Raw genomic sequence first — 20,952 nt, 5'->3', positions numbered from 1 at the left:
ACAGAATGACTCAAAGGCTCATGAACCGCCCACTAAGGGCGGGCCTGTCCAATCAACGGCTGATCTTGATTGTTGAGGGGTCAGTGGCTGGTGGTGGGGGTGAGGCGGCCTTCGAAGGCGATCCGGAAGGCGTTCAGCGGCGCCTTCCAGCACATCGTCCAGCGGCGTCGTCCCTTGCCGGCCGGATCCAGGCTCAATCAGCGCCATGTAGACGCACTTCAACACGGCGACCTCCGAAGGGAAGTGGCCGCGGGCCCTCACGGCCTTGCGGATGCGGGCGTTCACGCTCTCCATCGCGTCCGTCGACCAGATCACTTTGCGGATCTCGACGTCGAAGGAGAGGAAGGGCACCCTCTCGGCCCAGGCGTCGGACCACAGCTTGACCACGGCCGGATACTTGGTGCCCCACTTCTCGGAGAACTCCAGGAACCGCTCGGTCGCGGCGGCCTCGCTGGGGGCGGTGTGACGGGCCGGAGGTCCTTGGCGACCTTGTCCCAGTCCTGCCGGGCCACGCAGCGGATGCTGTTGCGGATCAAGTGAACGATGCACGTCTGAACGACAGTTCGAGGCCGGACTGCTTCCACCGCGTCCGGTAGGCCCTTCAATCCGTCGCAGAGGAGCATGAGGACATCCTCGACGCCGCGGTTGCGGAGCCCGGTGAAACCTGGAGCCAGTGCTTGGCACCCTCGCCGCCGTCACCGGCCCTGATTCCGAGGTTGTCGCGGGTGCCTTCGACGGTCACCGCCATAGGGATGTAGACGGGGCGGTTGGCGACGTGGCCGTCGCGGATCTTCCGTTGACAGCGTCCACGAAGATGACCGGGTAGACGCGGTCAAGCGGACGCGACTGCCATTCGGCCATGCTCTCCATCACCTTGTCGGTGATCGCGGTGATGGTCTGCTTGGACAGGTTCGCGCCGTATACCTCGGCCAGAGGCGCGGATATCTCCCCGTGGGTCAGGCCCTTCGCGAAACAGCGAGAGGACCATCTCCTCGACGCCGGTCAGACGCCGCTGCCGCTTGCGGACGATCTGCGACTCGAAGGTGCCGGCGGTGTCGCGGGGCACCTTCACCTCGACCGGGCCGACGTCGGTCAGCACGGCCTTTGAACGGGTGCCGTTACGACTGTTGCCGCTGTTCCTGCCCGTCACATCGTGCTTGTCACAACCGACGTGATCGGTGATCTCGCCCTCCAGGGCCGACTCCAGCACCCGCTTCGTCAGCTGCTGCAACAGTCCACCCTCACCAGTCAACTGCAGCCCGTCGGAACGAGCACGGTCGACCAGCATCGCGATCAACGCTCGTCCGATACCGACCCCGCAGCCGATTCGACGGCCAGCTCCTCCACGGCGCCGTGCTCGGTGATGGCCTCACTCATCAGGCATCTCCTTGATCATCGGATCCGCCGTTGATTAGACACTCCCAAACTCGGGGCAGTTTCACGTGAGGGAAACAGCTGTGGTGCGGACTATAAGAGTTTATGTCACTCATCACGCGGCCGACCGAGGGGCTTCGTCGGTTCCGTATCTGCCGTGCTCGATGTCCTCTATGAGCTGGTCGAGCATGTCTCGTGACTGATCCACGCCCGTCGGCGTGAACTCGGCACCTGGTGGCGGCGGTTGGGCTGCTTCAAGCAGGCCCTGCTCGCTCCGGCCATCTGCGGAAGAACGAGACGTTCGCCTAGGTCGGGGCAGGTTTCGGAGTCTTTGTGGCGGCTGCTTGGCGGTACGTCGACGAGACGCTCGAGGGCCTCGCGGCCGGGGCCCCTGGCTTGCGGGAGCTCTGGTGGGCCTGGCTGAAGGGGACTTCGTCGTCGTTGACGGCGCTCTCGTCCCCACCGGCCGGATCGCAGCTGATGAGCCGTACTACTCGCAGAAGCACAAGCGGCACGGGATGAACGTGCGCGTCATCGGGCGTGCCGACGAGGTCCCGCTGTGGTTCTCCCGTGCGCTGTCGGGACGGACCCACGACCTGACTGCGGTCAGAGCCGACGGCATGGTGCAGTCCTGTCTCGTCCGGCAGAGCCTCGTCCTCGCCGACCGGGCCTGCCGGGGAGCCGGCTCAGTCTTCCGTATCCCGTACTACGGGCACCGTGAACTCCCGAGTATTGCAGGCGGTTCAGCCGCGTCCACGCCAGGCTGCGGGCTCCCGGGGGACGCGCCTTCGCCCGGTTGAAGATCTGGCGCATCTTCCGCCGGGCCCGATGCTCCACCAGCTGCGTCAGCGGCGTCGTCCAGGTCGTCCGCACCTCCTTACCTGCAGCTATTCAGGATGGAAGAGCTTCAATAACTCGGTCTTTTCTTCTCGCGATACCGGTTGAATATTTCCCTCTGCTCTCCGTGTTATCGCGACGAATCGTACTTCCTTTTCGGGTATCTGTATCTGATTTCTCGCTGATTGGTTGGTGATTCCTGTGCCAGTGGTTCGCGATTCAGTTGCGCGTCGTGTTCGAAGGGAGCTGAGTGGAGGTGTCGCGCTAGAACAGAAGGTTCGGTCGTGGCTTGAAGGTGCCTTCGGTGTGGATATGGGGCAGGTGCGTATCCACACGGGTGCCGAGGCCGACGGGCTCGCCCGGGCATTCGAGGCTGAGGCGTTTACGGTGGGCGCCGACATCTTCTTCCAGGATGGCTGTTTCAATCCGGGAAGCAGGGTGGGGCGATGGCTGCTGGCGCATGAGGTGGCGCACGCCGTGCGGCAGGGCGGTGGGGCTGGAGCGGCTGACGCGGAGTGCGTGCAGCCGTATGACGACCTCAGTGAGTACGCGGCGGACGAGGCTGCCACTTTTGTGGTGTCCGGCCGGAAGGTGCCGGGCCCGGCGGCGGCTCCGCAGCGGCTTACGGATGCCGCAACGATGCTGGTTCAGTGCCACTCCTCCTGGGAACACCGCATGCTCGGCGACTGCAATACCAACTCGCTGGACGTGGTTGCCCGATCTCTCAACAAAAGTCAGGGCGATTCCGGGGCGTTTCTGAGGAAGATGCGCCAGCTCTTGGAGCTGTGGCAGAGGAATCCCGAGAGCGTAACGGAAGCGCAGATGCGGGAACATTTCCCCGACATTCGTGCCATCAGGATGCAGGGCAGCGGTCTGCTCGTCACCTATGGAGAGTTGAACACTCTGGCCGATTACCTGCCCCAGCCGGCCGTCCTGGACGCCCAGCCCAAGAGCATCTTGTTGCCCATCCTGCAGACTGTGCGTCAGGAGACATACAACAAGATCGGGGCGAGCTGGCTCCTGAATGCGTCAAGCGCGAACTTTGTCAATAATCTGGTCAACTGGAATTGGGGGGGGTTTGTTGAGAAGATTCTCGAGACCAGGAGGATGGATGACCTGACAAGGTACGTTGGCACAGGGGGGGTCGGTCATTACTATGGGCTGCTTGCCCGTAACGCGTGCCATTTCGCACCGTATGCGTGGCATCGCTGGTATCAGTTCCACATGATCTCCCGGGACTACGCGATGAGGTCATGGCAAGCGGGCGAAGGGTCGAACGGCGAGAACCGATACAAGGCGTGGCTCTATCACGGTTATGCCGACCATTTCCTGCAGGACTCCTTTGCTGCAGGCCACCTCGTCAACAAGACCTTGATCATGCAGTGGTTCGTCGACTGGGTCGCGGACAAGTACATCCCCACTGGGGACTGGAATCGGATCAAGACGATGACGACAGCCTTGCAGCCAGGGTTGGCCCCGAACGACATGTACACCAGCTGGCCCTACACGGGTACCACCAAAGACCCCGAAACGGGCCAGGAGATGGCAACCTACGAAACACGTAGGGCCGCCTCCGGCGTGTCCAGCGTGTCCGGCTCTGACCTCGGCACTGCGTACAGCAATTACCTGACCTTCCTGACCAACAGCGTCACCCAGGCGTCCACGGCGGCCCTCCACGACTACTACAACGAACAGTCCCTGTGGGTCTCCTCCCCGGCACATACCACCCCATTCCAGATCTGGGGCGATGACACCCTGCTCAAGAGTGGCGACGGCGTACGTATCGCCTCCGAGACCGCAAAGTTGTCCCAACAGGCCCTCCTCAACATCCTCGACACCGGCACCGACGGTGACATCAGCCCAGGGCGCATCCGCGACCGGTTCCCCACCAAGGCCGGAACCAACTCATCCAGCGTCATTGACCTGCAGCACTGGCACGCCTCGGTGCATGACAAGGCGGTCAATGAGCTGTTCGGCTCGGTGGGCCAGCGCGGTAAGTATGCTGCCGTCTGGGCTTTCTCTCGCAGGCTTGGCAAAGTCTCGCTCGACGACGGCTTCACCGCCCCCCATCACCCTGTCCACCACTGGATCCGCAGGGGAAGCGATAACTGGTACGAAGCACGCAGCCCGGGGTGGAGTACCTCGACCGCGCCGGCTCTCTGTGAATTCAACAGCAAGCTGTACGCTGTCTTCGCCGCGGCTGATGGGACCTTGGTGTGGAATCGCTACAGTTCCGGGGACTGGGAATGGGCAATTCCCCCATCACTGGGCCCCGCAAGCCAGCCCTACGCGTCAAACTTTGCCCCGACGCTGACCGTCTGGAATAACCGGCTGTACTGCGCCTACATCGACATGGACGACCGCACCGTACGGTTGAGCACCTATAACGGCTCGGTCTGGAGCACCCCTGAGCGCGTCCCGGGCACCGGCAGTTCAATCGATGCAATGACGCCTGCGCTTGTCGGGAGCGGGAGCAGTCTATTTCTGGTGTTTCGGGGACCCGAAGGGGCCGGGAGCACTTATTTCACCGAATTCCATTCGGTTCTGGGGTGGCTTCCCGCGCAACCCGTCCCCGACTGGAATACTGACAGTCCCGTCGGGGCCTGCGGCGCTAACGGTTTTCTGCACATTGCTCGCAGGGGGACCCAATTCCATATTAATGTCGCCACTCGTCAAAGTGGCGTCTGGGTCAAGGCCCAATACGGTGAAATCAACGCCTGGCTTACCGAGGCTGGACCATCGATGGCCATCGACGGCTCACAGTTGTGGATGGCTTACTTCAGCCCGGATAGCCACGTGCACGTCGGGCGCGGCACCGCATCCCCTGATGGCAGTACCACCTGGAGCCATGATTTCAGGATCACTGAGGACTACAGCGAACCTGAGACACCAGGCCTCGCCCTTTTCGACGGCCAGGTTCATGTGATGTTCCGCTATTGAACCGAAATTGGTGGGTTTCCTGCAGGATCGTGTAGCGGACGTGGCGGGCTCTGAAGTAGCCGCAGACGATGAGGGGTTGTCGTTGTCTGCGGTGCAGGGAGCGCCGGGTCTTGTCGTCGACGAAAGGTGGCGCGGGCGGCGTGGACGTGGTGTTTCAGGTCGGCGTTCAGCAGCTCGCCGGGTTGAGTTCGAGGCTGTACCCGGGCATCAGGTGCAGCTCGACGCGCTCGGTGTTCTTCTCGGGCCAGGCCCGGACGGTCTTGCTGCGGTGACCGGGTGCCGGTCGGCGCTCATGTGGGCTTGTGGTTGTCCTGACGGGCGAGGCATTCGAGGAACGAGCACATCACCTCCGCGGTGAACTTGCCGGGGAAGACGGTGAACCACAGGGCGCCACGTGAGGCGACAGCAGGCATGACGTTGCCTTGGAAGCGGTGGCCGATGACCCGCACCAGCGGGTCTGCCCGGTCGGCGCCCAAGACCGGTCGGCGGGTCGGTCTTGGGCGCAGGCCGCACCGATCGGCCCGGACCAGCTCGGCCTGCTCCCGTTTCGCCCGCACGACGATCGCCGGATATTCCTCCTCCGACCACGCCCGCACTGCTTCCGGCTGCTGCCGGTACGAGCGACGGGCAGGCCGTTGCGGGGTGAGGCCGTGCCGGCGCAGCCATGTGCGGGGTGCCCACTCCCTGCTCGGTCTTGGGCACCCCGCATGCCAGCTCGATCAGGACCCTCATCGAGGCCTGTCCGTATGCCCCAACCCGCCCGGACTCCAGCGCCGCGGTCACCCGCAGCTGCAGACTGCGCGGCAGTGGTCAGCCGCTGTATATCCCCACCCTCGATCACACCCCGCCAACGAGCAGGAAACCCACCAGTTTCGTGGGTGGTCGTTGAGAGCGTCGGCGACCAGTTCGGTGCGCGGGTGGTCGGCGGTGGGCCGGCCGGTCACGCGGCGGATGGTGATGTCGATGACCGCGGCCAGGTACAGCCCGGGGCAGAGCCCCTGATCTTGGATGTCCGTCAAACCGAATCAAGCCCAATCCAACTGACCACGGTCAATACACGGGATAGGAGAACACTGTTATGTGGAAGATTCGAACCGTCACCAACAACTCATCCAACCCTCTGTGGCTTGCATACTACGTCGGCCCCAACACTCGCACCGACTCCTTGGACCTCTGCACCGCGCCTGACGGCGTCGACATCGGCAGCCATGATGGCGCCATCTACCTCCGCTCCACGAAAGCCTCCAGCGAAGGGGAGAGCCAGAGCGTCAATATCACCGGGTCCATTGGCGCAATGGTCTGGGGACACTCCGACCCCGGCATCCTGGACGTCACAGTCGCAGAGGACGACTCTGTCACGCTCACCGACGACAGTGGCGCCGTCATCGCTTCCGGAAATTTCCTGATGCCCACCCAACCCGGATATGCCTCCATGGACGCGCTTGGCAACTGAGGGCATCGCGTGTCCGAACAGGCGCCGCTGCCGCTCGTCCCGGTGTGGGAACAACACCTTGAGCAACCGCGGCGAGTCGCTCCTTGACCTCGCTTGGTATGCCCATACCAGATCCTTCAAGAATCGGGAGGTCTACTGAGCTTCTTCGCCCTGGCCACTGCTGGGGTGACGGCTGTCGGCCCGTAACGGGCGAGGCCCTCGGACTGTTGAGCGAGATGCCTGACGTCTCAACACCGCAGTCCGGAGGCCTCGTTGGCCGTCTATCCTGCCGCTCTTGAACTTCCGTATGCCCTCCTGGAATAGATCGCGATGCTCATCGTCACCCGCGAGGGTGACCGCAGGTGCAAGCTCCGTCCCTCCCCGCGCGCGGTGGTGGCCGTGGTGCACCTGCGGGAACACCTCACTTTCGTCAAGCTCGCCGCGGGATTCCAGATCAGCGAGGGCACTGTCCACGCCTACTGCCCTACAACCCCTTGAACAACTTCAAAGACGCCGTCCGGGTGGCTCCAGATAACTTTGCGGAAGGCGAACTCGTCGACGCCCAGGACCCGCGGCGAGCGTTCTTGCACCGCGGGTGCTTCGAGCAGGCCCAGCAGCTTGCTGCGGCCGGCGGACAGGCGGAGCTGCCGACAAAGACGTTCCCCTGCCCGGCCTCCAAGCTCGACGGCGACGGCATACAGCCACTGCTTCGTGCCGATGCTGAAGCGGCGACAGCGTTCGCTCAGGCCGCTGACCTGCTCGACGAAGGTCTTCCTCTTGCAGGAGGAACGGTCGCAGAAGAAGCGCCGCACCCGAAGCCTGACCTTCAACTGGCGCCCTATCAGCGGGCGTTCGGCCAGACCGCGCTCATACGAGGAGTGCACACGACGCGCTCTTGCCCGGCACCCCGGACAACGAGGCGCCGGACCGCATGCCACGGCCAACACCTCCAACGCGTCCGCAGTGAACGCGAGCCGATCCAACCGCACATCGATCCCGGGGAACAGCACATCCTCGATCGTCTTGACCACCACAGAGCACGAGACCGTGGTGAAACGGTTCTTCGTTCCCACCGCTGACCTGGGGATTCACTAAACTGCGGTCAGAGCCAAAATCGCGGATCCCCATCAGTGCGGAAGGCGGGGTCACTGCGTCCGCGCGGGAAGTGGTGGGCGGGGGTGTACGGCTGTGCGTGCAGCGGGTAGTACACCCGCCGGCGGTCCACACCGTGGTCACCGTGACCACGCAGTTGTCGGTCTTGCCCCACCGTCCCAGCCACTGGCGGCCCACGTGGGCGGTCACGGTGCCGTCCTTGCGGTCGCCGGAGTCGTCGATGTCGATGACCCCACTGTCGTGTGGGGTGGTCTCCGGCTGCTCGCGCAGCAGCTCGAGACGCCGGTCGCTGACTTTCCCGGCGTCCCAGGCAGTCTCCGAGAGGAAGAACTGCAGCCGCTGCACCGTCGGCAAACCCGCCCCGGTCACCGGTTCCGCTCCGGCCAGGCAGGTGATCGTCTTGTTCCGGTCCCGCGGCGCCAGCAGCCCGGTCAGGTACTCCCGGAACCCGCGCCGCTGGGCGAGGCTGACAAACAGATCACCGAAACGAGCCGCGTACTCTTCCAACGGTCCCGGCGCAGGCGGACACGGACGTCGCGCGGTCATCCTCGCCCCCAAGCTCGACAGCCCCCCGCACCACCGCTTTACGGCCGACATGACCAGCCGTCAACCCCTGCATACCGACGAGTTCAACGAACTACCGGTACCCGACCTTGACCGTCTCGTTGACGGTCTCGGCGACCGCGTTGTCCAAGGCGGAGCCCACGCTTCCTATGGACTGCACCACGTCCAGTCGGTCACAGGTACCACCGAAGACCTTGGAGTTGTACTCGCTGCCGGGTGAAACACCACGTCAGCGATGTGGTCTCTGCGTGTGGTGGCAACGTCGCTGGGCCTCCCTGTTCCCGTTCAGTCGTTGCTGACCGGGGGGAGGGGAGCGGGGTCGGGCATGGTGTCGGCGTAGAACGTCTTCTCGGTGCGGTCTTCGAGGGCTTCGTTGGTGAAGGTGGTCAGGTGGTGGCCGGCGACGGCTGCCCACAGCATTCCTTCGGGGTTCCGGTGGCGCAGTAGCGCGGTTGTGGCCATGCGCCAGAACGCGGTGCGGTAAGGGGCGCGGATACCGCAGTGCCAGAGTACGTTGGCGATGATGCGGGCGCCGCGGGGCAGGGCTGTGGGGCGGTAGCGGGGTGAGGACAGTGGTACTGGCAGCCGGTGCGGGTGGGTGTTGTGCATCTGGTACAGATAGCGGGCGAACATACGATCGGGCTGGTAGGCGTGAGCGATGACGTGCCGCCAGCCGTTGACAACGGTCTCGCGTGGCAGCAGAAATCGCACGTTGGAGTCGCCGGGCCCGGGGGTGGCAAGTACGCGGCCTTCGGCTTGCAGGCGCCGCCATAGTGGGGTGTGGGGCAGGGCCTGCAGCAGGTTGATGGTCAGGAAGGGGATGTGGCTGGCGTCGATGAAGCGGCAGAAGCGGTCGTAGGTGTCGGGGGTGTCGGTGTCCAGGCCGAGGATGACGCCGGAGGCGACTTCGATGCCGTAGGAGTTGATAGCGGCGATGGCCTCCAGGAACGGTGAGCGCAGGTTCTGGCGCTTGTCCATGGCGACCAATGCGTCTTCTTCGGGGGTTTCGATGCCGGCGTAGAGCTGGGTGAAGCGGGCCTGGCGCATCAGGGCCAGCAGGTCGGGGTGTTGGGTGATGTTTAGGGTGGCCTCGCAGGTGAAGTCGACGGGATAGCGGTGCTGCTGCTGCCAGGTCACCAGGTGTTCCACCAGGCGTTTGGCGGCGTGTGGGTTGGCGATGAAGTTGTCGTCGACGAAATAGACCGCGTCGCGGATCCCGTTGGCCAGCATCGCGTCCAGCTCGGTGGTGATCTGCTGGGGTGTCTTGAGCCGGGGCTTTCGGCCGTAGAGTTCGGGGATGTCGCAGAATTCGCACTTGAACGGGCAGCCGGAGGAGGACTGTACAGTGCCGACCAGGTAGCCCCCGGTGTCGGCCAGGTGGTAGGCGGGGGTGGGGAAGTCTTCCAGGGGGGTGCGGTCCTTGGTGCGGTAGATCTCTTGAGCAGCGGGGCGATTCAGGTCGTGCTCCAGGCGTTCACCCAAGGCTTCGGTGGCGTCGCCGAGTTCGCCGATGTGCAGCATGTCCACTTCGGGGTACCAGTTGGGAGCCGCCGAGACCGAGGGGCCGCCGAGCACGACCGCCAGGCGGTGGCGGTGGGCGCGGGAGGCGATGTCCAAGATCTTGTCTCGCTGTACGTGCATGCCGGACACCATGACCACCCGCGCCCAGGCCAGGTCCGCCTCGGTCAGGGCGCGCAGGTTCTCATCGACGATGCGGACGGTCCAGCCGCGGGCGGCGAAGAAGGCGGCGATGAGCAGGATGCCTTGAGGCGGGAAGAAGGCACGGGCGCCGACCAGCTTGAAAGAGTGATGGAAGGTGCCGAAGGAGGGGGCATAGCGGGGAAAGACGCACAGCATCCTGCGGTCGGTGCCGGGAGCCGGGGCCCCAAGGGGGAGGGCACAGTCATGCGCGGGCTCGGGGTGCGGTGAGAAAGCCATGGTTCCTCGCTCCTTGGATTGTCGTCGGGAGCCCTATCAACCCCCGACTGACTACCGCGGCGGGCGGGTGTGGACAGCTGGCAGCGGACTCCGGGCGGAGGTGTGGTGGTAGGCGGTGATGACGGGTTCGAGGTGGTCTGGTGGGGTGCCGTGCAGGATGAGTTCGTCGGCGCCGGCATCGAGGTATTCGGCCAGCTGTCTGGCGCAGGCGGTGGGAGAGCCCGTTGCGGTGGAGGCGGTGAGCCAGTTGTCCGGGAGGAGGCGGCCGGGCCCCGCGAGTTCGTGGGGGCGGTACGTCTCGTCGGCCAGCGTCTGGCCGAGGCCGGCCAGCAGGGGGTGGGCACGGATTCGTGCCAAAGGGGCGGTGTCCCAGCCGTTGAGGCGGGCGATGCGTTCGCCGTGCGGGGGCGGCTGCAGGTAGCTGACGGCGCGGCCAGCGATGACGTCGCGGTCGCGGGGTGTGGGGTCAGCGATGGTGATGACCGTGGCGTAGACGCGGACGGTCATGGGATCCCGGCCGGTTACTGAGGCGGCGTTGCGGACGGTGGCGATCGTCTGTGCCACGGCCTGAGGGGTGAGGAAGGCGGGCAGGATCACTCCGTCGAAGTGCTGCCCGGCGAGCGCGAGCGATCGTGGTCCGAGGGCTGCCATGAGCAAAGGGACGGGCGCGGTCTGTGGTGATCCGGCGAGATGGAGGCGGGGATAGTGTCCGGCGGGCCCGTGATAGGTCACGGTGTCGCCGGCCCACAGGCGACGCAGGATGGCCGCGATGTCGATGACCGCCTGGGCAGGGGTGGAGGGAGTGACACCGAGTCCGGCGAGCCACGGTCCCCCGCGCCCGAGCCCGAGAAGGAAGCGTCCCTTGGTCAGGGTTTGCATAGTGCCAGCCAGAGAGGCGAGGACGGTGGGGTGGCGGATGTGGAAGGGGGTGATCGCTGAGCCGATGTTCACGCTGGTGGTTGCCTGGCCGAGAGCGCCGGCCACCACGCCCAGGTCACGGCATCCGAGGCGTTCTGAGATCCACAGCGTGGTCAGGTTGATGCGTTCGGCGGCGTGGGCCTGCCCGATGGCGTGGCCCGGATCGGTGGTGCCGCCGGGCAGTACGTAGGATCCCAGCGGTAGTGATGCGCGGGGCTGGGGGGTCATGGCGCCGCCAGGAGTGCTTTGAGGCAGAAACCGGTGGTGACGGCGCGGCTTCCCCAGACGCGGGCGTGGTTGTCCAGCAACGGGATCGCCTCCCACGATCCGTCAGGGAACTGGCTGTCGGCAATTAGGCCGAGCTCCCGGTGGGTGGGGGGATGTCCGCAGTGTGTGAGCGCGAGTGTGGTCAGGGCCCGGTTGAGCGGATCGCTGGCCTGGGCCTGTGTGAGGAAGCGTGCGGCGCGGTCCGTGGCCTGGTCGTATCCGCCGAGCGCGTGCAGCAGCCGTACAGTGGTGTAGGTGCTGTAGTACACGCCCACGTACCAGGAGGCGCGCCAGAATCCCATCGGCTGCTGCTGCTGGGCCAGCCAAGTGGCCGCCGGGCCGATCAGGGGGCCCAGTGTGCAGGGGCCGACGTGCCGCTCGTACAGCAGGGCTCCGTACATGAGGTTGGCCACTACTTCCGCGTCGCGCCCGGTGTCGTCCCGGCCGCGTCCCCAGATCTTGTTCAGCGCGGTGCGCTGCTGCGGGTCCGGGTCCTCGCAGAAGAAGGTGCTCACCGCCCCGTCGTCCCAGGCGTTGGCGGCAGCCAGGGCGAAGGCGTCGTCGAAATCGTCGGGGACGGCGTGCCCGGCGCGGATGAGTGCCTGGGCACTCTGGCCGAGGCTGTCGCCGTCGTAGGGGAGCGGTTCGAAGCCGGGGAAGTACCGCCAGGACCGCCCGTCTTTGCTCTTGCGGAGGTATGCGGCGTTCTCCTCGATCAGGGGGCGGCACTCCCCGTGGCCGGCTTCGACGGCGTCCTGGAGCGCGTCGGTGATCAGGGCGATGTGGAAGGCTTTGCCCTCGCAGCGGAACCGGGAGAACTTCTGCACGTGCGCGGCGGGCAGGCCGAAGCGCGCGGCATATACGTCTACGAACTTCGCCGTCGAGTAGGCGCCCATGACGTGTGCCGCGTCCGGGTAGACCGCATCGTGCTGCCGGGCGAGGTAGTCGATGGCTCGGGAGACGGCGGCATCGACGGTGTTCACGGGGCCTCCTGGAAGCTGTGCCCGCGCGGGCGACGGTGGACGATCAGCGGCATGGCGCTCGGCATGGGAATGAGCCGGACGATCGGCTTGGCGGGCGGGCCGGATGCCGGGCTCAGGGTGTACTGGCGCAGCATGACGGCGAGGATGACGGCCATTTCCGCGCGGGCGAACTGTTCGCCCGCGCATCCGCGCACACCTGCTCCGAAGGGGATGTAGGCGTCCCGCTTGATCTGCGCGGCGCGGTCGGGTGCCCAGCGGTCCGGGTCGAACTCCTCCGGGTGCGGGTACAGCGCCGGGTCCCGTTGCAGGGCGTAGATCGAGAAGAGGACGGTCGAACCGGCGGGGAGGACGTGTCCTCCCAGTGCGACGACTGTGAGGGGGCTGCGCATGAGCATCCACGTCGATGGGTGCAGGCGGAGGGTTTCGGCCATCACCTGCTGCAGGAAGCGAAGCTTCCCCAGGTCCTCAAAGGTGATATCCCGATCCCCCAGTTGCTCGTCCAGTTCGTCCTGGAGGCGGCGTTGGATGTGCGGATGCCGGCTCAGCAGGTAGCAGGCCCAGCTCAGTGCCCCGGCGGTGGTCTCGGTTCCGGCGATGAGCGTGGTGACGACCTCGTCGTACACCTGCTCATCAGTCATACCTTCTCCGGTCTCCTCATCGCGTCCCGCCAGCAGTGCCGCCAGCAGGTCCGCGGTGTCGGCACCGCGGACCCGGTGTTCGGCGATGATCCCTTCGATCACGCTCTGCATCAGGGAAAGCGCCTTGCCGAAGCGGTAGTTCATGACGGTGGGCAGCTTGTCCAGCAGATCGATCGGCGCTACGGCTCGCCTGCCGAGCCCTTCCAGAAGGACGGGAAGGGAGCGGCACACCGCCTCGGAGCGGCCCTCGTCGAGACGGGTGGAGAACAGCACCCGGGTGACCGTAGTCAGGGCCAGATCGAACAGCTCCCGGTCCATGCGGACTTCCTGCCCGTCACGCCACGTGTCTACGTGGGCTTGCGCGATCTGGCGCATCGTGGCCGCGTACTGCTGGATGTGCGCCCGGCGGAACAGGGGCTGGATGATCCGGCGCTGCCGAAGATGGAAGTCGCCCTCCGAGGTGAACAGGCCGTTCCTGGCCACCAGCCGCCCCTTTTCGAACATCCTTCCTTTCATGAAGCTCTTCGCATCGGTTACCAGCATCTGCCGGATGAGGTCCGGGTGGTTGACGGCGTAGGCGTCCCTCGGCCCCAGCCGGAATACCACGATGTCGCCGCATGCCCTCAGCGACCGGACGAACTCCAGTGGCCGGAAGCGCAGTTGCAGCGCGTGCCCGAGGAACGGGTAGCCCCCCGGCATGCGCGGGATCCCGGCCCCCGGCACAGGCTCTGCCGTCTGCCGGGGCGATGGGCTGCGGGGCGGTTTCTTCAACATCGCCGCTCCTTCCGCATCGGATGTGGTATGACACCTTCTCGGTGGGTGTTCTGCGAGCATTCGGCGATTCTCGTAGTGGCTGCCGGAGGTTGTCCGGTTACGGGGGCTTCACAGCCGGGCATGGAGCCTTCGGGTACCTGATACGTCTCTTCGACGAAGGCCGCGCCCTTCTTCTCCGAGGGGTCGGTGGCGTACTGGTTGTGGACAAGCTCATGGCGCACCCACACCGGCGGCCCGCACAGCCTCGCGCCCTTCTCCACAATGGTGATGGCTCGCTCCAACCTGGCGCAGAAGCCGCGGGCGGCCGGCAGTACGCGCCGCTGCCCGGTCATAAGGTGCGTTCCACGGCCAGCGCCGCAATGCGGCGCAGGGCGACGGCCACCACGGGCGAAATCGGGGCGCTCTCCAGCGCGGTGAGGGCCTGTTCGTAGCGCGCAGTGATCATGTTCTCCACTGTGGCGCGGGCCCGGGTGGCCTCAAGGAGGGTGCGGATGCGGGCGGCGCCGTCCTCGTCCAGGTTCCGGTCGCCCACCAGGGAGTCCAGGACGGCTCGTTGGGGAGGGGTGGCGTGCTGGGCAGCCAGGGTGAGCAGGACCGTGCGCTTGCCCTCTCGCAGGTCGTCCAGGACGGGTTTGCCGGTCAGATTCGGGTTGCCGAAGACGCCCAGCAGGTCGTCGCGCAACTGGAATGCCTCTCCCAGCGGCAGCGCGAAGGAGCTCAGGGCCTCCAGCAGCGGCTCGTTGGCACCGGCGAGGACGGCTCCGGTCTGGAGAGGGCGTTCGCAGGTGTACTTCGCGGTCTTGTAGCGGACCACCCGCAGGGCTGTGTGCAGGTCGGTGACGGGGGCGAGGGGGGCCAGCAGGTCCAGGTACTGGCCGTACATGACCTCGCTGCGCATGCGGTCGATGACGGGCAGGACGGCGGTGAGCTGGCCGGGGGTGAGGCCGGCAGTGTGCAGGAGCTCGTCCGACCAGGCCTGTGTCAGGTCGCCGATCAGGATCGCGGCGTGGGTGCCGAGGTGGTCGGCGGCGGCACTGGGATGCCGGTTACAGATGCGGGTGGTGAAGGCTCGGTGGACGGTGGGATGTCCGCGGCGGGTGTCGGAGCCGTCCATAACGTCGTCGTGGATCAGGCAGAAGGCGTGGAAAAGTTCTAGTGAGGCCGCCATCCGCACGACGGGCCCGAGCTCGCCGTGGCCGTCGGCGGCGTGCCAGCCGAGCACGCATAGCAGCGGACGCAGCCGCTTGCCGCCCGCGTCCAGGAAGTCCCGCAGACAGTGGGGGATCTCCTCGGGCAGGCCGTGCGTGTCCGCGTAGGTGGTCTTGGCATCCAGGAAGTCCCACAGCGCCTCGTCGATGCGGGCGTGGAGAGCGGCCAGATCGATCGAGTGTGCCGGGAAGGTCAGGGCGGTCACCGGGCCTCGCCTCCCTGATGGGACCCTGCATCCTGAGCCAGGCGCAGGGCTTCGTCGACGAGGGCGTCGACAATCTGTGATTCGGGGACGGTACGCAGGACCTGTCCGTGGGCGAAGATCTGGCCTTTGCCGTTGCCGCAGGAGACGCCCAGGTCGGCTTCGCGGGCTTCGCCGGGGCCATTGACAACGCAGCCCATCACCGCGATGCGCAAGGGGCGGGGGAAGCCGTCGAATGCAGCCTCGACTTTGGCGACGAGGCGGTGGAGGTCGACCTGGAGCCGGCCGCAGCCCGGGCAGGAGACGATCTCCAGCCTGCGCGGCCGCAGCCCCAGCGAGGCTGGGATGTGGCAGCCGGCCTTGACCCGTTGCACGGGATGGTCCGACAGGGAGACGCGGATGGTGTCCCCGATCCCCTCGGCCAGGAGGATGCCGAAGGCGACGGCGGACTTGATGGCGCCCTGGAAGGAGGGGCCGGCTTCGGTGACTCCTAAGTGGAGTGGATAGTCGCAAGCGTCGGCGAGGAGCCGGTTTGCGGTGATCATCGTGGGCGGTTCGTGGTGTTTGACGGCGACCTTCAGGTCGGTGAAACCGTGCTCCTCGAACAGGGATGCCTCCCACAGCGCCGACTCCACCAGGGCCTGCGGTGTGGCTGAGCCGTGCTTGGCAAGCAGGCGCGGGTCCAGGGAGCCCGCGTTCACCCCGATCCGGATCGGCACCTTGGCCGCGGAGGCGGCTTTGGCGATCTGGCCCACCCGGTCGTCGAATTGCTTGATGTTGCCGGGGTTGACGCGGACAGCGGCGGAGCCGGCGTCGATCGCTGCGAAAACGTAGCGGGGCTGGAAGTGAATGTCCGCGATCACCGGGATCGCAGATTTCTGGGTGATCACTGATAGGGCGTCAGCGTCGTCGTGGGTGAGGACGGCGACACGGACGATGTCGCACCCGGCCGCGGTGATTTCCGTGATCTGCTCGAAGGTGGCATCAATGTCGGCGGTGGGGGTGGTGGTCATGGTCTGGACGATGACCGGTGCGCCGCCGCCGACAGGGACATCGCCGACACGGATCTGCCGGGAGGGACGGCGCACCGGGGCCTTGGGGGGTGGGGTGGGGAGGCCGAGGTCTGTCTTGGTCATCAGTGCCCCCGCGCGTCGCGGAATGGTCCAGCGGGGTTGGTGACGGTGCGGGGTGGGAGGTTTGCGCGGGGGCGGCGGATGGTTGCGGCGATGCCGGCGGCGTCGAGGCCCGCCCGGGTGAGCAGTCGGTTGCGGGAGCCGTGCGGGATGAAGGAGCGGGGCGGGCCGAGGGTGGATGGGGGCGCTGACGGCGGTGTCGGTGCAGGCCTGGGTGAGGAGGCTGCCGAAACCTCCGGTACGGATGCCGTCTTCCACGGTCACGACAAGCCGATGCCGGACCGCGAGATGCGTAACGGCGCGGTTGACGGGGGCCAGCCAGCGGGAGTCCACCACGGTGCAGCCCGTGTCGCCCTCGGCTTGGAGCAGGTGGGCGGCTTCCAGTACGGCGGCCGCGGTGGTACCCGTCGCGACCAGGAGAACGTCGAGGGGGCGGCCAGCGGAGCGGTGGAGGATGTCGATGCTGTCCATACGGGCCAGTGGTTCGATGTCCGCACCCGCGGTGGCTTTGGGGATGCGCAGTGCTGTTGGTCCGTCACCTGTGGCCACCGCTTCGCGCAACAGTTCCTTCAGGCGTTGGGGGTCCCTGGGCGCAGCCACCCGCATTCCCGGCACCATGGACAGCAGACTCAGATCCCACATCCCTTGATGCGAAGGCCCGTCCGGTCCGGTGATGCCGGCCCGGTCCAGCACGAACGTCACCGGCAGCCGGTGCAGCGCCACATCCATCAGGACCTGGTCGAAGGCCCGGTTGAGGAAGGTGGCATAGATCGCCACCACGGGGTGCAGACCGCCCATGGCCAGCCCTGCCGCGCTGGTGACAGCATGCTGCTCGGCAATCCCCACATCGAAGACCCTGCCGGGAAACTCAGCGGCCATGGGGTGCAGGCCCGTCGGGCGCAGCATCGAGGCAGTAACGGCCACCACATCCTCGCGTTCTCGGGCGAAAGCCAGCAGCTCGCTGCCGAAGACGCTGGTCCAGCTGCACGCTGCCGCCGCGTCGCGATGCGGGGCAGGGCCTCCGCTGTTGAGCGGGCGTCCGGTGGCCGGGTCTATGACGCCCACCGCGTGGAAACAGTCGGCGTCATCATCCTCGGCCGGCGGATACCCCTTGCCCTTGACCGTCACCACGTGCACCACCACGGGTCGACGCAACGTGCGCGCCCGGTGCAGAGCCACTTCCAGGGCAGGAATGTTGTGCCCATCGACCGGTCCGACATAAGCCAGCCCGTGCTCCGTAAACACATTCGCACCCGGTCTCTGGCTGTGCTGCGCACCTGTGGTGCGCAGCACAGCCAGAGACCGGGCGAGGGCGCCGGTGGTGGCCCGTAGCAGCGGCCGTTGTCGTTGAGCACGACGATCACGGGCCCGGCCGGGTGCGGAGGCGATGTTGTCCAGCGCCTCCCGCGCCATCCCCCCAGCCAGTGCACCGTCGCCGATGACCGCCACCACCGACCGGTCCTGCTCGCCCGCGAGCTGACGGGCTTTGGCCAGGCCGTCGGCATAGGACAGAGCAGTGGAGGCATGCGAGTTCTCCACCCAGTCGTGGTCCAATTCGGCCCGGCAGCAATAGCCCGACAAGCCACTCGCCTGCCGCAGAGTGTCGAACTCCTCGCGACGGCCAGTCAGCAGCTTGTGCACGTAAGCCTGGTGGCCGATGTCGAACAGCAGACAGACGCGGGGGGGGAATCGAAGACACGGTGCAGGGCGACGGTCGACTCCACCACACCCAGGTTCGGACCCAGATGCCCACCCGTCGCGCACACCTTCTCCACCAGCTGGCTGCGCAGCTGCGCAGCCAGCTCCGGCAGACGCTCCGGGGGCAACGCACGCAGGTCTTCGGGACCGGTAACCGATGCAAGAAGCGAGGGGATCGACGCAGAAGACAGGTGGAGTGAAGTGACCATTTTCTGTCCGTCCAGCCCGAATGCGGCAGCGTACGCCGGAACATGCGCACACAGAGAAGAAGAGGAGGAACACGGAGTCGTACCAGCAGGGGAATGAGGCTGCCCTCGCGGACGACGGGTCCTCGAACAGCGCAGACAACCGGATCAGATATGAGTGCCCGGGTAACTGGCCCCGGTATGTGGGCGGGTCACCGTGGCTCCCGCTGCCGACAAGCAGCTATCACACCATCCATCGGTCGGCTTGTCTTCGGTAGAGCGTGTAACAGGATCGGGGAAGCACCGGTGCACAATCTGGCCCAGGACCTGTTCCCGTCGTGCACGCCCCGGCGTGTGTCCTCTCCGCCGCGACGCCCGCCTGGGCACGCTCCTGCAGAATGCCCGAAACGATTCTGTGCGCTTCCGGAACGTGCTCTGCACGCCTGGGCACATGCCAGATTGCTCTGCCATCGCCAGCCACCGGGGAATAACGTGCTCGCGGCTGACACCAGAGTTGCCGCAGAAGACGCATTGACGCACCAGACCACGGTAGCCGCACGGCGGTAGCCAGTGGGGCGTGTCCGAGTACAACGTACTCGCGTCGATGGTTTATCGGTGGTCTCCGAGGCTGTACACGACGGGGTAGTGCAGGAGTGGGCGGGCGAGCTGTGCGTACTTCGTGGCGGTAGCCGGGGAGAGGTCAAAGAGCACGGTCAGGTGGAGGGGGTCCGCCCTGGTGGCGATGGCCTCGCCCAGGACCCGGTCCGCGTGGATTCGGTCGAGGCTACCCATCTGGACTTGCCTAGACCGGATCCGTGGGCGGTGCCCTTGCGGGCGATCTTCGGCGTGATGCCAAGAGTGCGGAGGCGCCGACGGTACTTGTCGTAGTCGTAGCCGCGGTCGGCGAACAGCCGCCGTGGTCGGTGGCGGGCCCGGCCTACCAGGCCTCGGATGAGGGGTATCGCGTCCAGCAGGGTATGAGCTGGGTGACATCGTGGCGGTTTCCGCTGGTCAGCGAAACTGCAAGGGGTGTCCCGTGCCGGTCGGTGATCAGGTGGTGCTTGCTGCCCTGGCGGCCCCAGTCGTGAGTCGACAATGTCCGCTGCCACGTCGCGGACGGCACCGGCGGTTTCGCCGCACGGGCCCCGTATCACCGGACGGTGGCCTGGTGCACCCCGCCGCTGCTGCCGAAGGCATGGGTGGACCAGATGGTCGACGGGGGGCTGATCGTCGCCCCGCTCCCGATCGCCACGGTGCCCAACATCACCGTAGTCGCCAAGGTCCGTGTCACCGGCGGCCAGCCGGCCGTGGAGACGGTGTTCACCGGCGGATACATCGAGGCCACCGCCTCACCGAAGACCGACCTCGACCAGCCCGGCCGCTGGGTGGACTGGGAGAACCGCGTCCCCGCCCCCTCCTGGATCTCCATCGCCTGGCGCGAGAGAGAAGAAGGTCACCGAGCACTTCGTCGCCGAGTTCACCCGCGTCCGCGGCAAGTCCGGCTTGCTGGGAAAGACTGCCGCCGCTTCGCTCGGTCGCCCCGAGGGTGCCGTGCGCGATGTGGCCTACCCGGCCGCCGGCGAGGAGAAGACGCTGCGGGACCTGGTCGCCGAGCTGAAGGCCACCAACGCCGAGTTCGCCCGCTCCAAGCGGGAGGTGTTCAAGTCCTCCTACAGGAACCACTACCGGCGCGGTCTGATGGACCTGCTCGGCGTCCTGGCGTTCCGCTCCTCCAACGACCGCCACAAGCCCGTCATCGACGCCCTGAAGCTGATCGAGCGGCACAAGGACTCCTCCACCACCTACCTGCCGCTCGGCGAGACCATCCCCCTGGAAGGCAGTTGGAGGAGATACCCGCGAAGCGGCCCCCGCGGGGGCCGCTTCGCGGGTATCTCCTCCAACTGCCCACAGGCCTGTTCTGCGGGGCTTCGACTGGGATGAAGCGTCACTGCCATCACGGAGAGTGATGATGTTGTCGTGGTTCCTGGGTTCCAGACCCGAGCAACGGATCGAGCCCTTCCGTGTCCTCGGAGGTCCGTTCAGTCGAGGACATGTCGCAGGTAGGACTGTGGGTCGGCGAGATAGCGGCGCCAGTGGTCGACCAGGGCGAGCTCACGCCAGGCCACTCGACGCATGCCGTGCTCGCCGACCTCAATAATGTCTGCACCAGGCAAAGCGGCCAGGAGCGGAGAATGGGTGGCACAGATGACCTGGCCGCCGCCTTTCACCAGTTGGGCCACATGGCCGAGTAGTTCCAGACAGGAAGCGAACGACAGCGCCGCTTCCGGCTCGTCCATCACATACAGCCCTGGCTGGAGGAACTTGCCCCGGAACGCAGCAAGAAAGCCCTCGCCGTGGCTGACCGAGTGCGGCGCGAACCCTTCCCGCTCCAGGGCGTTCAGCGCCGTCTCCGCGCGTAGGAAGAACCCCTTGCGTGACGACCAGCTGCCCAGCATGCGTCGCCCGTACACAGTCGCGTCAAAGCGGATCTGCTCGCCCAGCACCGACTTGGGGCGATGGCTGGCGTAACGCCAGTCGTGCGAGCCACCCCAGGGGTCCAGACCGAATCCTTCGGCGATGGCCTCGACCAGTGTGGACTTGCCCGAGCCGTTCTCACCGACGAGGAAGGTCACCGGCGCGGTGATCCGCAGTCCGTCCTCCAGCAGCAGGCGCACACAAGGCACAGACCAGGGCCACTCCGCCTGGTCATACGAGGCCACGTGTGCGTATATGCGTTCGATAATCAT

Annotated in this window: 16 protein-coding genes and 6 pseudogenes; 5 read left to right on the top strand and 17 right to left on the bottom strand. The window is 66.3% G+C overall.

Features of this window, described 5'->3' with window-relative positions; all coding sequences use genetic code 11:
• Nucleotides 1-80: 80 nt before the first annotated feature.
• A pseudogene (locus CG747_RS43915) lies at nucleotides 81-1,377 on the bottom strand (IS256 family transposase).
• A 92-nt stretch (nucleotides 1,378-1,469) separates the two neighbouring features.
• Between CG747_RS43915 and CG747_RS43910 the strand changes: the two are divergent.
• A pseudogene (locus CG747_RS43910) lies at nucleotides 1,470-2,319 on the top strand (transposase family protein).
• Between the two features lie 84 nt (nucleotides 2,320-2,403).
• On the top strand, nucleotides 2,404-5,151 hold the full coding sequence (locus CG747_RS43905) for a DUF4157 domain-containing protein (RefSeq protein ID WP_308303856.1): 2,748 nt from the start codon (nucleotides 2,404-2,406) through the stop codon (nucleotides 5,149-5,151).
• A gap of 290 nt (nucleotides 5,152-5,441) precedes the next feature.
• Here CG747_RS43905 and CG747_RS50470 read toward each other — a convergent pair whose 3' ends face one another.
• Together CG747_RS50470 and CG747_RS51230 are read right to left on the bottom strand one after the other, a co-directional pair.
• The gene (locus tag CG747_RS50470; RefSeq protein WP_257981162.1) at nucleotides 5,442-5,564 is read right to left on the bottom strand and encodes a hypothetical protein; all 123 of its coding nucleotides are present in this window, start codon (nucleotides 5,562-5,564) and stop codon (nucleotides 5,442-5,444) included.
• Nucleotides 5,565-5,735: 171 nt separating this feature from the next.
• Nucleotides 5,736-5,813 (bottom strand): annotated as a pseudogene (locus CG747_RS51230) (winged helix-turn-helix domain-containing protein); the annotation flags it as partial.
• A gap of 416 nt (nucleotides 5,814-6,229) precedes the next feature.
• Between CG747_RS51230 and CG747_RS43895 the strand changes: the two are divergent.
• Together CG747_RS43895 and CG747_RS43890 are read left to right on the top strand one after the other, a co-directional pair.
• The gene (locus CG747_RS43895) at nucleotides 6,230-6,604 is read left to right on the top strand and encodes a hypothetical protein (RefSeq protein ID WP_100607478.1); all 375 of its coding nucleotides are present in this window, start codon (nucleotides 6,230-6,232) and stop codon (nucleotides 6,602-6,604) included.
• Between the two features lie 309 nt (nucleotides 6,605-6,913).
• Nucleotides 6,914-7,072 (top strand): annotated as a pseudogene (locus tag CG747_RS43890) (transposase family protein); the annotation flags it as partial.
• On the opposite strand, the gene CG747_RS43885 reads toward CG747_RS43890, so the two are convergent.
• From CG747_RS43885 to CG747_RS43835, 13 genes and pseudogenes are all read right to left on the bottom strand, one after another.
• Nucleotides 7,060-7,467, bottom strand: coding sequence for a hypothetical protein (locus CG747_RS43885; protein ID WP_257981161.1), 408 nt, complete (start codon nucleotides 7,465-7,467; stop codon nucleotides 7,060-7,062). The pseudogene CG747_RS43890 and the gene CG747_RS43885 overlap by 13 nt on opposite strands.
• Nucleotides 7,451-8,203, bottom strand: coding sequence for a transposase (locus CG747_RS43880; RefSeq protein WP_257981160.1), 753 nt, complete (start codon nucleotides 8,201-8,203; stop codon nucleotides 7,451-7,453). The genes CG747_RS43885 and CG747_RS43880 overlap by 17 nt, the downstream gene beginning before the upstream one ends.
• Nucleotides 8,204-8,545: 342 nt before the next feature.
• Nucleotides 8,546-10,198, bottom strand: a complete 1,653-nt coding sequence (locus CG747_RS43875; RefSeq protein WP_100607476.1) for a B12-binding domain-containing radical SAM protein — start codon at nucleotides 10,196-10,198, stop codon at nucleotides 8,546-8,548.
• 51 nt (nucleotides 10,199-10,249) lie between these two features.
• Nucleotides 10,250-11,344: a TIGR03857 family LLM class F420-dependent oxidoreductase gene (locus CG747_RS43870; protein WP_100607475.1), complete on the bottom strand. Its 1,095-nt coding sequence runs from the start codon at nucleotides 11,342-11,344 to the stop codon at nucleotides 10,250-10,252.
• Nucleotides 11,341-12,366: a hypothetical protein gene (locus CG747_RS43865; protein ID WP_100607474.1), complete on the bottom strand. Its 1,026-nt coding sequence runs from the start codon at nucleotides 12,364-12,366 to the stop codon at nucleotides 11,341-11,343. Before CG747_RS43865 ends, CG747_RS43870 begins: the two co-directional genes overlap by 4 nt.
• Nucleotides 12,363-13,703 carry a cytochrome P450 gene (locus CG747_RS43860; protein WP_180985994.1) on the bottom strand — a complete coding sequence of 447 codons (1,341 nt, stop codon included), beginning with the start codon at nucleotides 13,701-13,703 and terminating at the stop codon, nucleotides 12,363-12,365. Before CG747_RS43860 ends, CG747_RS43865 begins: the two co-directional genes overlap by 4 nt.
• Nucleotides 13,704-13,771: 68 nt before the next feature.
• Nucleotides 13,772-14,110: a hypothetical protein gene (locus tag CG747_RS51225; RefSeq protein WP_107490352.1), complete on the bottom strand. Its 339-nt coding sequence runs from the start codon at nucleotides 14,108-14,110 to the stop codon at nucleotides 13,772-13,774.
• Nucleotides 14,107-15,192 carry a polyprenyl synthetase family protein gene (locus tag CG747_RS43855; protein ID WP_100607472.1) on the bottom strand — a complete coding sequence of 362 codons (1,086 nt, stop codon included), beginning with the start codon at nucleotides 15,190-15,192 and terminating at the stop codon, nucleotides 14,107-14,109. The genes CG747_RS51225 and CG747_RS43855 overlap by 4 nt, the downstream gene beginning before the upstream one ends.
• Entirely contained in the window at nucleotides 15,189-16,325 is a 1,137-nt protein-coding gene (ispG, locus tag CG747_RS43850) for a flavodoxin-dependent (E)-4-hydroxy-3-methylbut-2-enyl-diphosphate synthase (RefSeq protein WP_100607471.1), read from the bottom strand. Before ispG ends, CG747_RS43855 begins: the two co-directional genes overlap by 4 nt.
• A gap of 231 nt (nucleotides 16,326-16,556) precedes the next feature.
• Nucleotides 16,557-17,963 (bottom strand): annotated as a pseudogene (locus CG747_RS43845) (1-deoxy-D-xylulose-5-phosphate synthase N-terminal domain-containing protein); the annotation flags it as partial.
• The gene (locus CG747_RS50465; protein ID WP_257981159.1) at nucleotides 17,948-18,229 is read right to left on the bottom strand and encodes a 1-deoxy-D-xylulose-5-phosphate synthase N-terminal domain-containing protein; all 282 of its coding nucleotides are present in this window, start codon (nucleotides 18,227-18,229) and stop codon (nucleotides 17,948-17,950) included. The pseudogene CG747_RS43845 and the gene CG747_RS50465, both read right to left, overlap by 16 nt.
• 585 nt (nucleotides 18,230-18,814) lie before the next feature.
• On the bottom strand, nucleotides 18,815-18,997 hold the full coding sequence (locus tag CG747_RS43840; RefSeq protein WP_180985998.1) for a hypothetical protein: 183 nt from the start codon (nucleotides 18,995-18,997) through the stop codon (nucleotides 18,815-18,817).
• Nucleotides 18,991-19,289, bottom strand: a pseudogene (locus tag CG747_RS43835) (transposase); the annotation flags it as partial. The pseudogene CG747_RS43835 and the gene CG747_RS43840, both read right to left, overlap by 7 nt.
• Nucleotides 19,290-19,756: 467 nt before the next feature.
• Here CG747_RS43835 and CG747_RS50460 point away from each other — a divergent pair.
• The gene (locus tag CG747_RS50460; protein ID WP_257981158.1) at nucleotides 19,757-20,146 is read left to right on the top strand and encodes a hypothetical protein; all 390 of its coding nucleotides are present in this window, start codon (nucleotides 19,757-19,759) and stop codon (nucleotides 20,144-20,146) included.
• Nucleotides 20,147-20,244: 98 nt separating this feature from the next.
• Here CG747_RS50460 and CG747_RS43825 read toward each other — a convergent pair whose 3' ends face one another.
• Nucleotides 20,245-20,952, bottom strand: a complete 708-nt coding sequence (locus CG747_RS43825; RefSeq protein ID WP_100607470.1) for an ABC transporter — start codon at nucleotides 20,950-20,952, stop codon at nucleotides 20,245-20,247.

Origin of the sequence: Streptomyces sp. CB02959 (assembly GCF_002803155.1) — a bacterium.
GTDB lineage: Bacteria > Actinomycetota > Actinomycetes > Streptomycetales > Streptomycetaceae > Streptomyces.
Note: the sequence above shows the minus strand (reverse complement) of the source record. Positions and strands in the feature narration are given on the sequence as shown.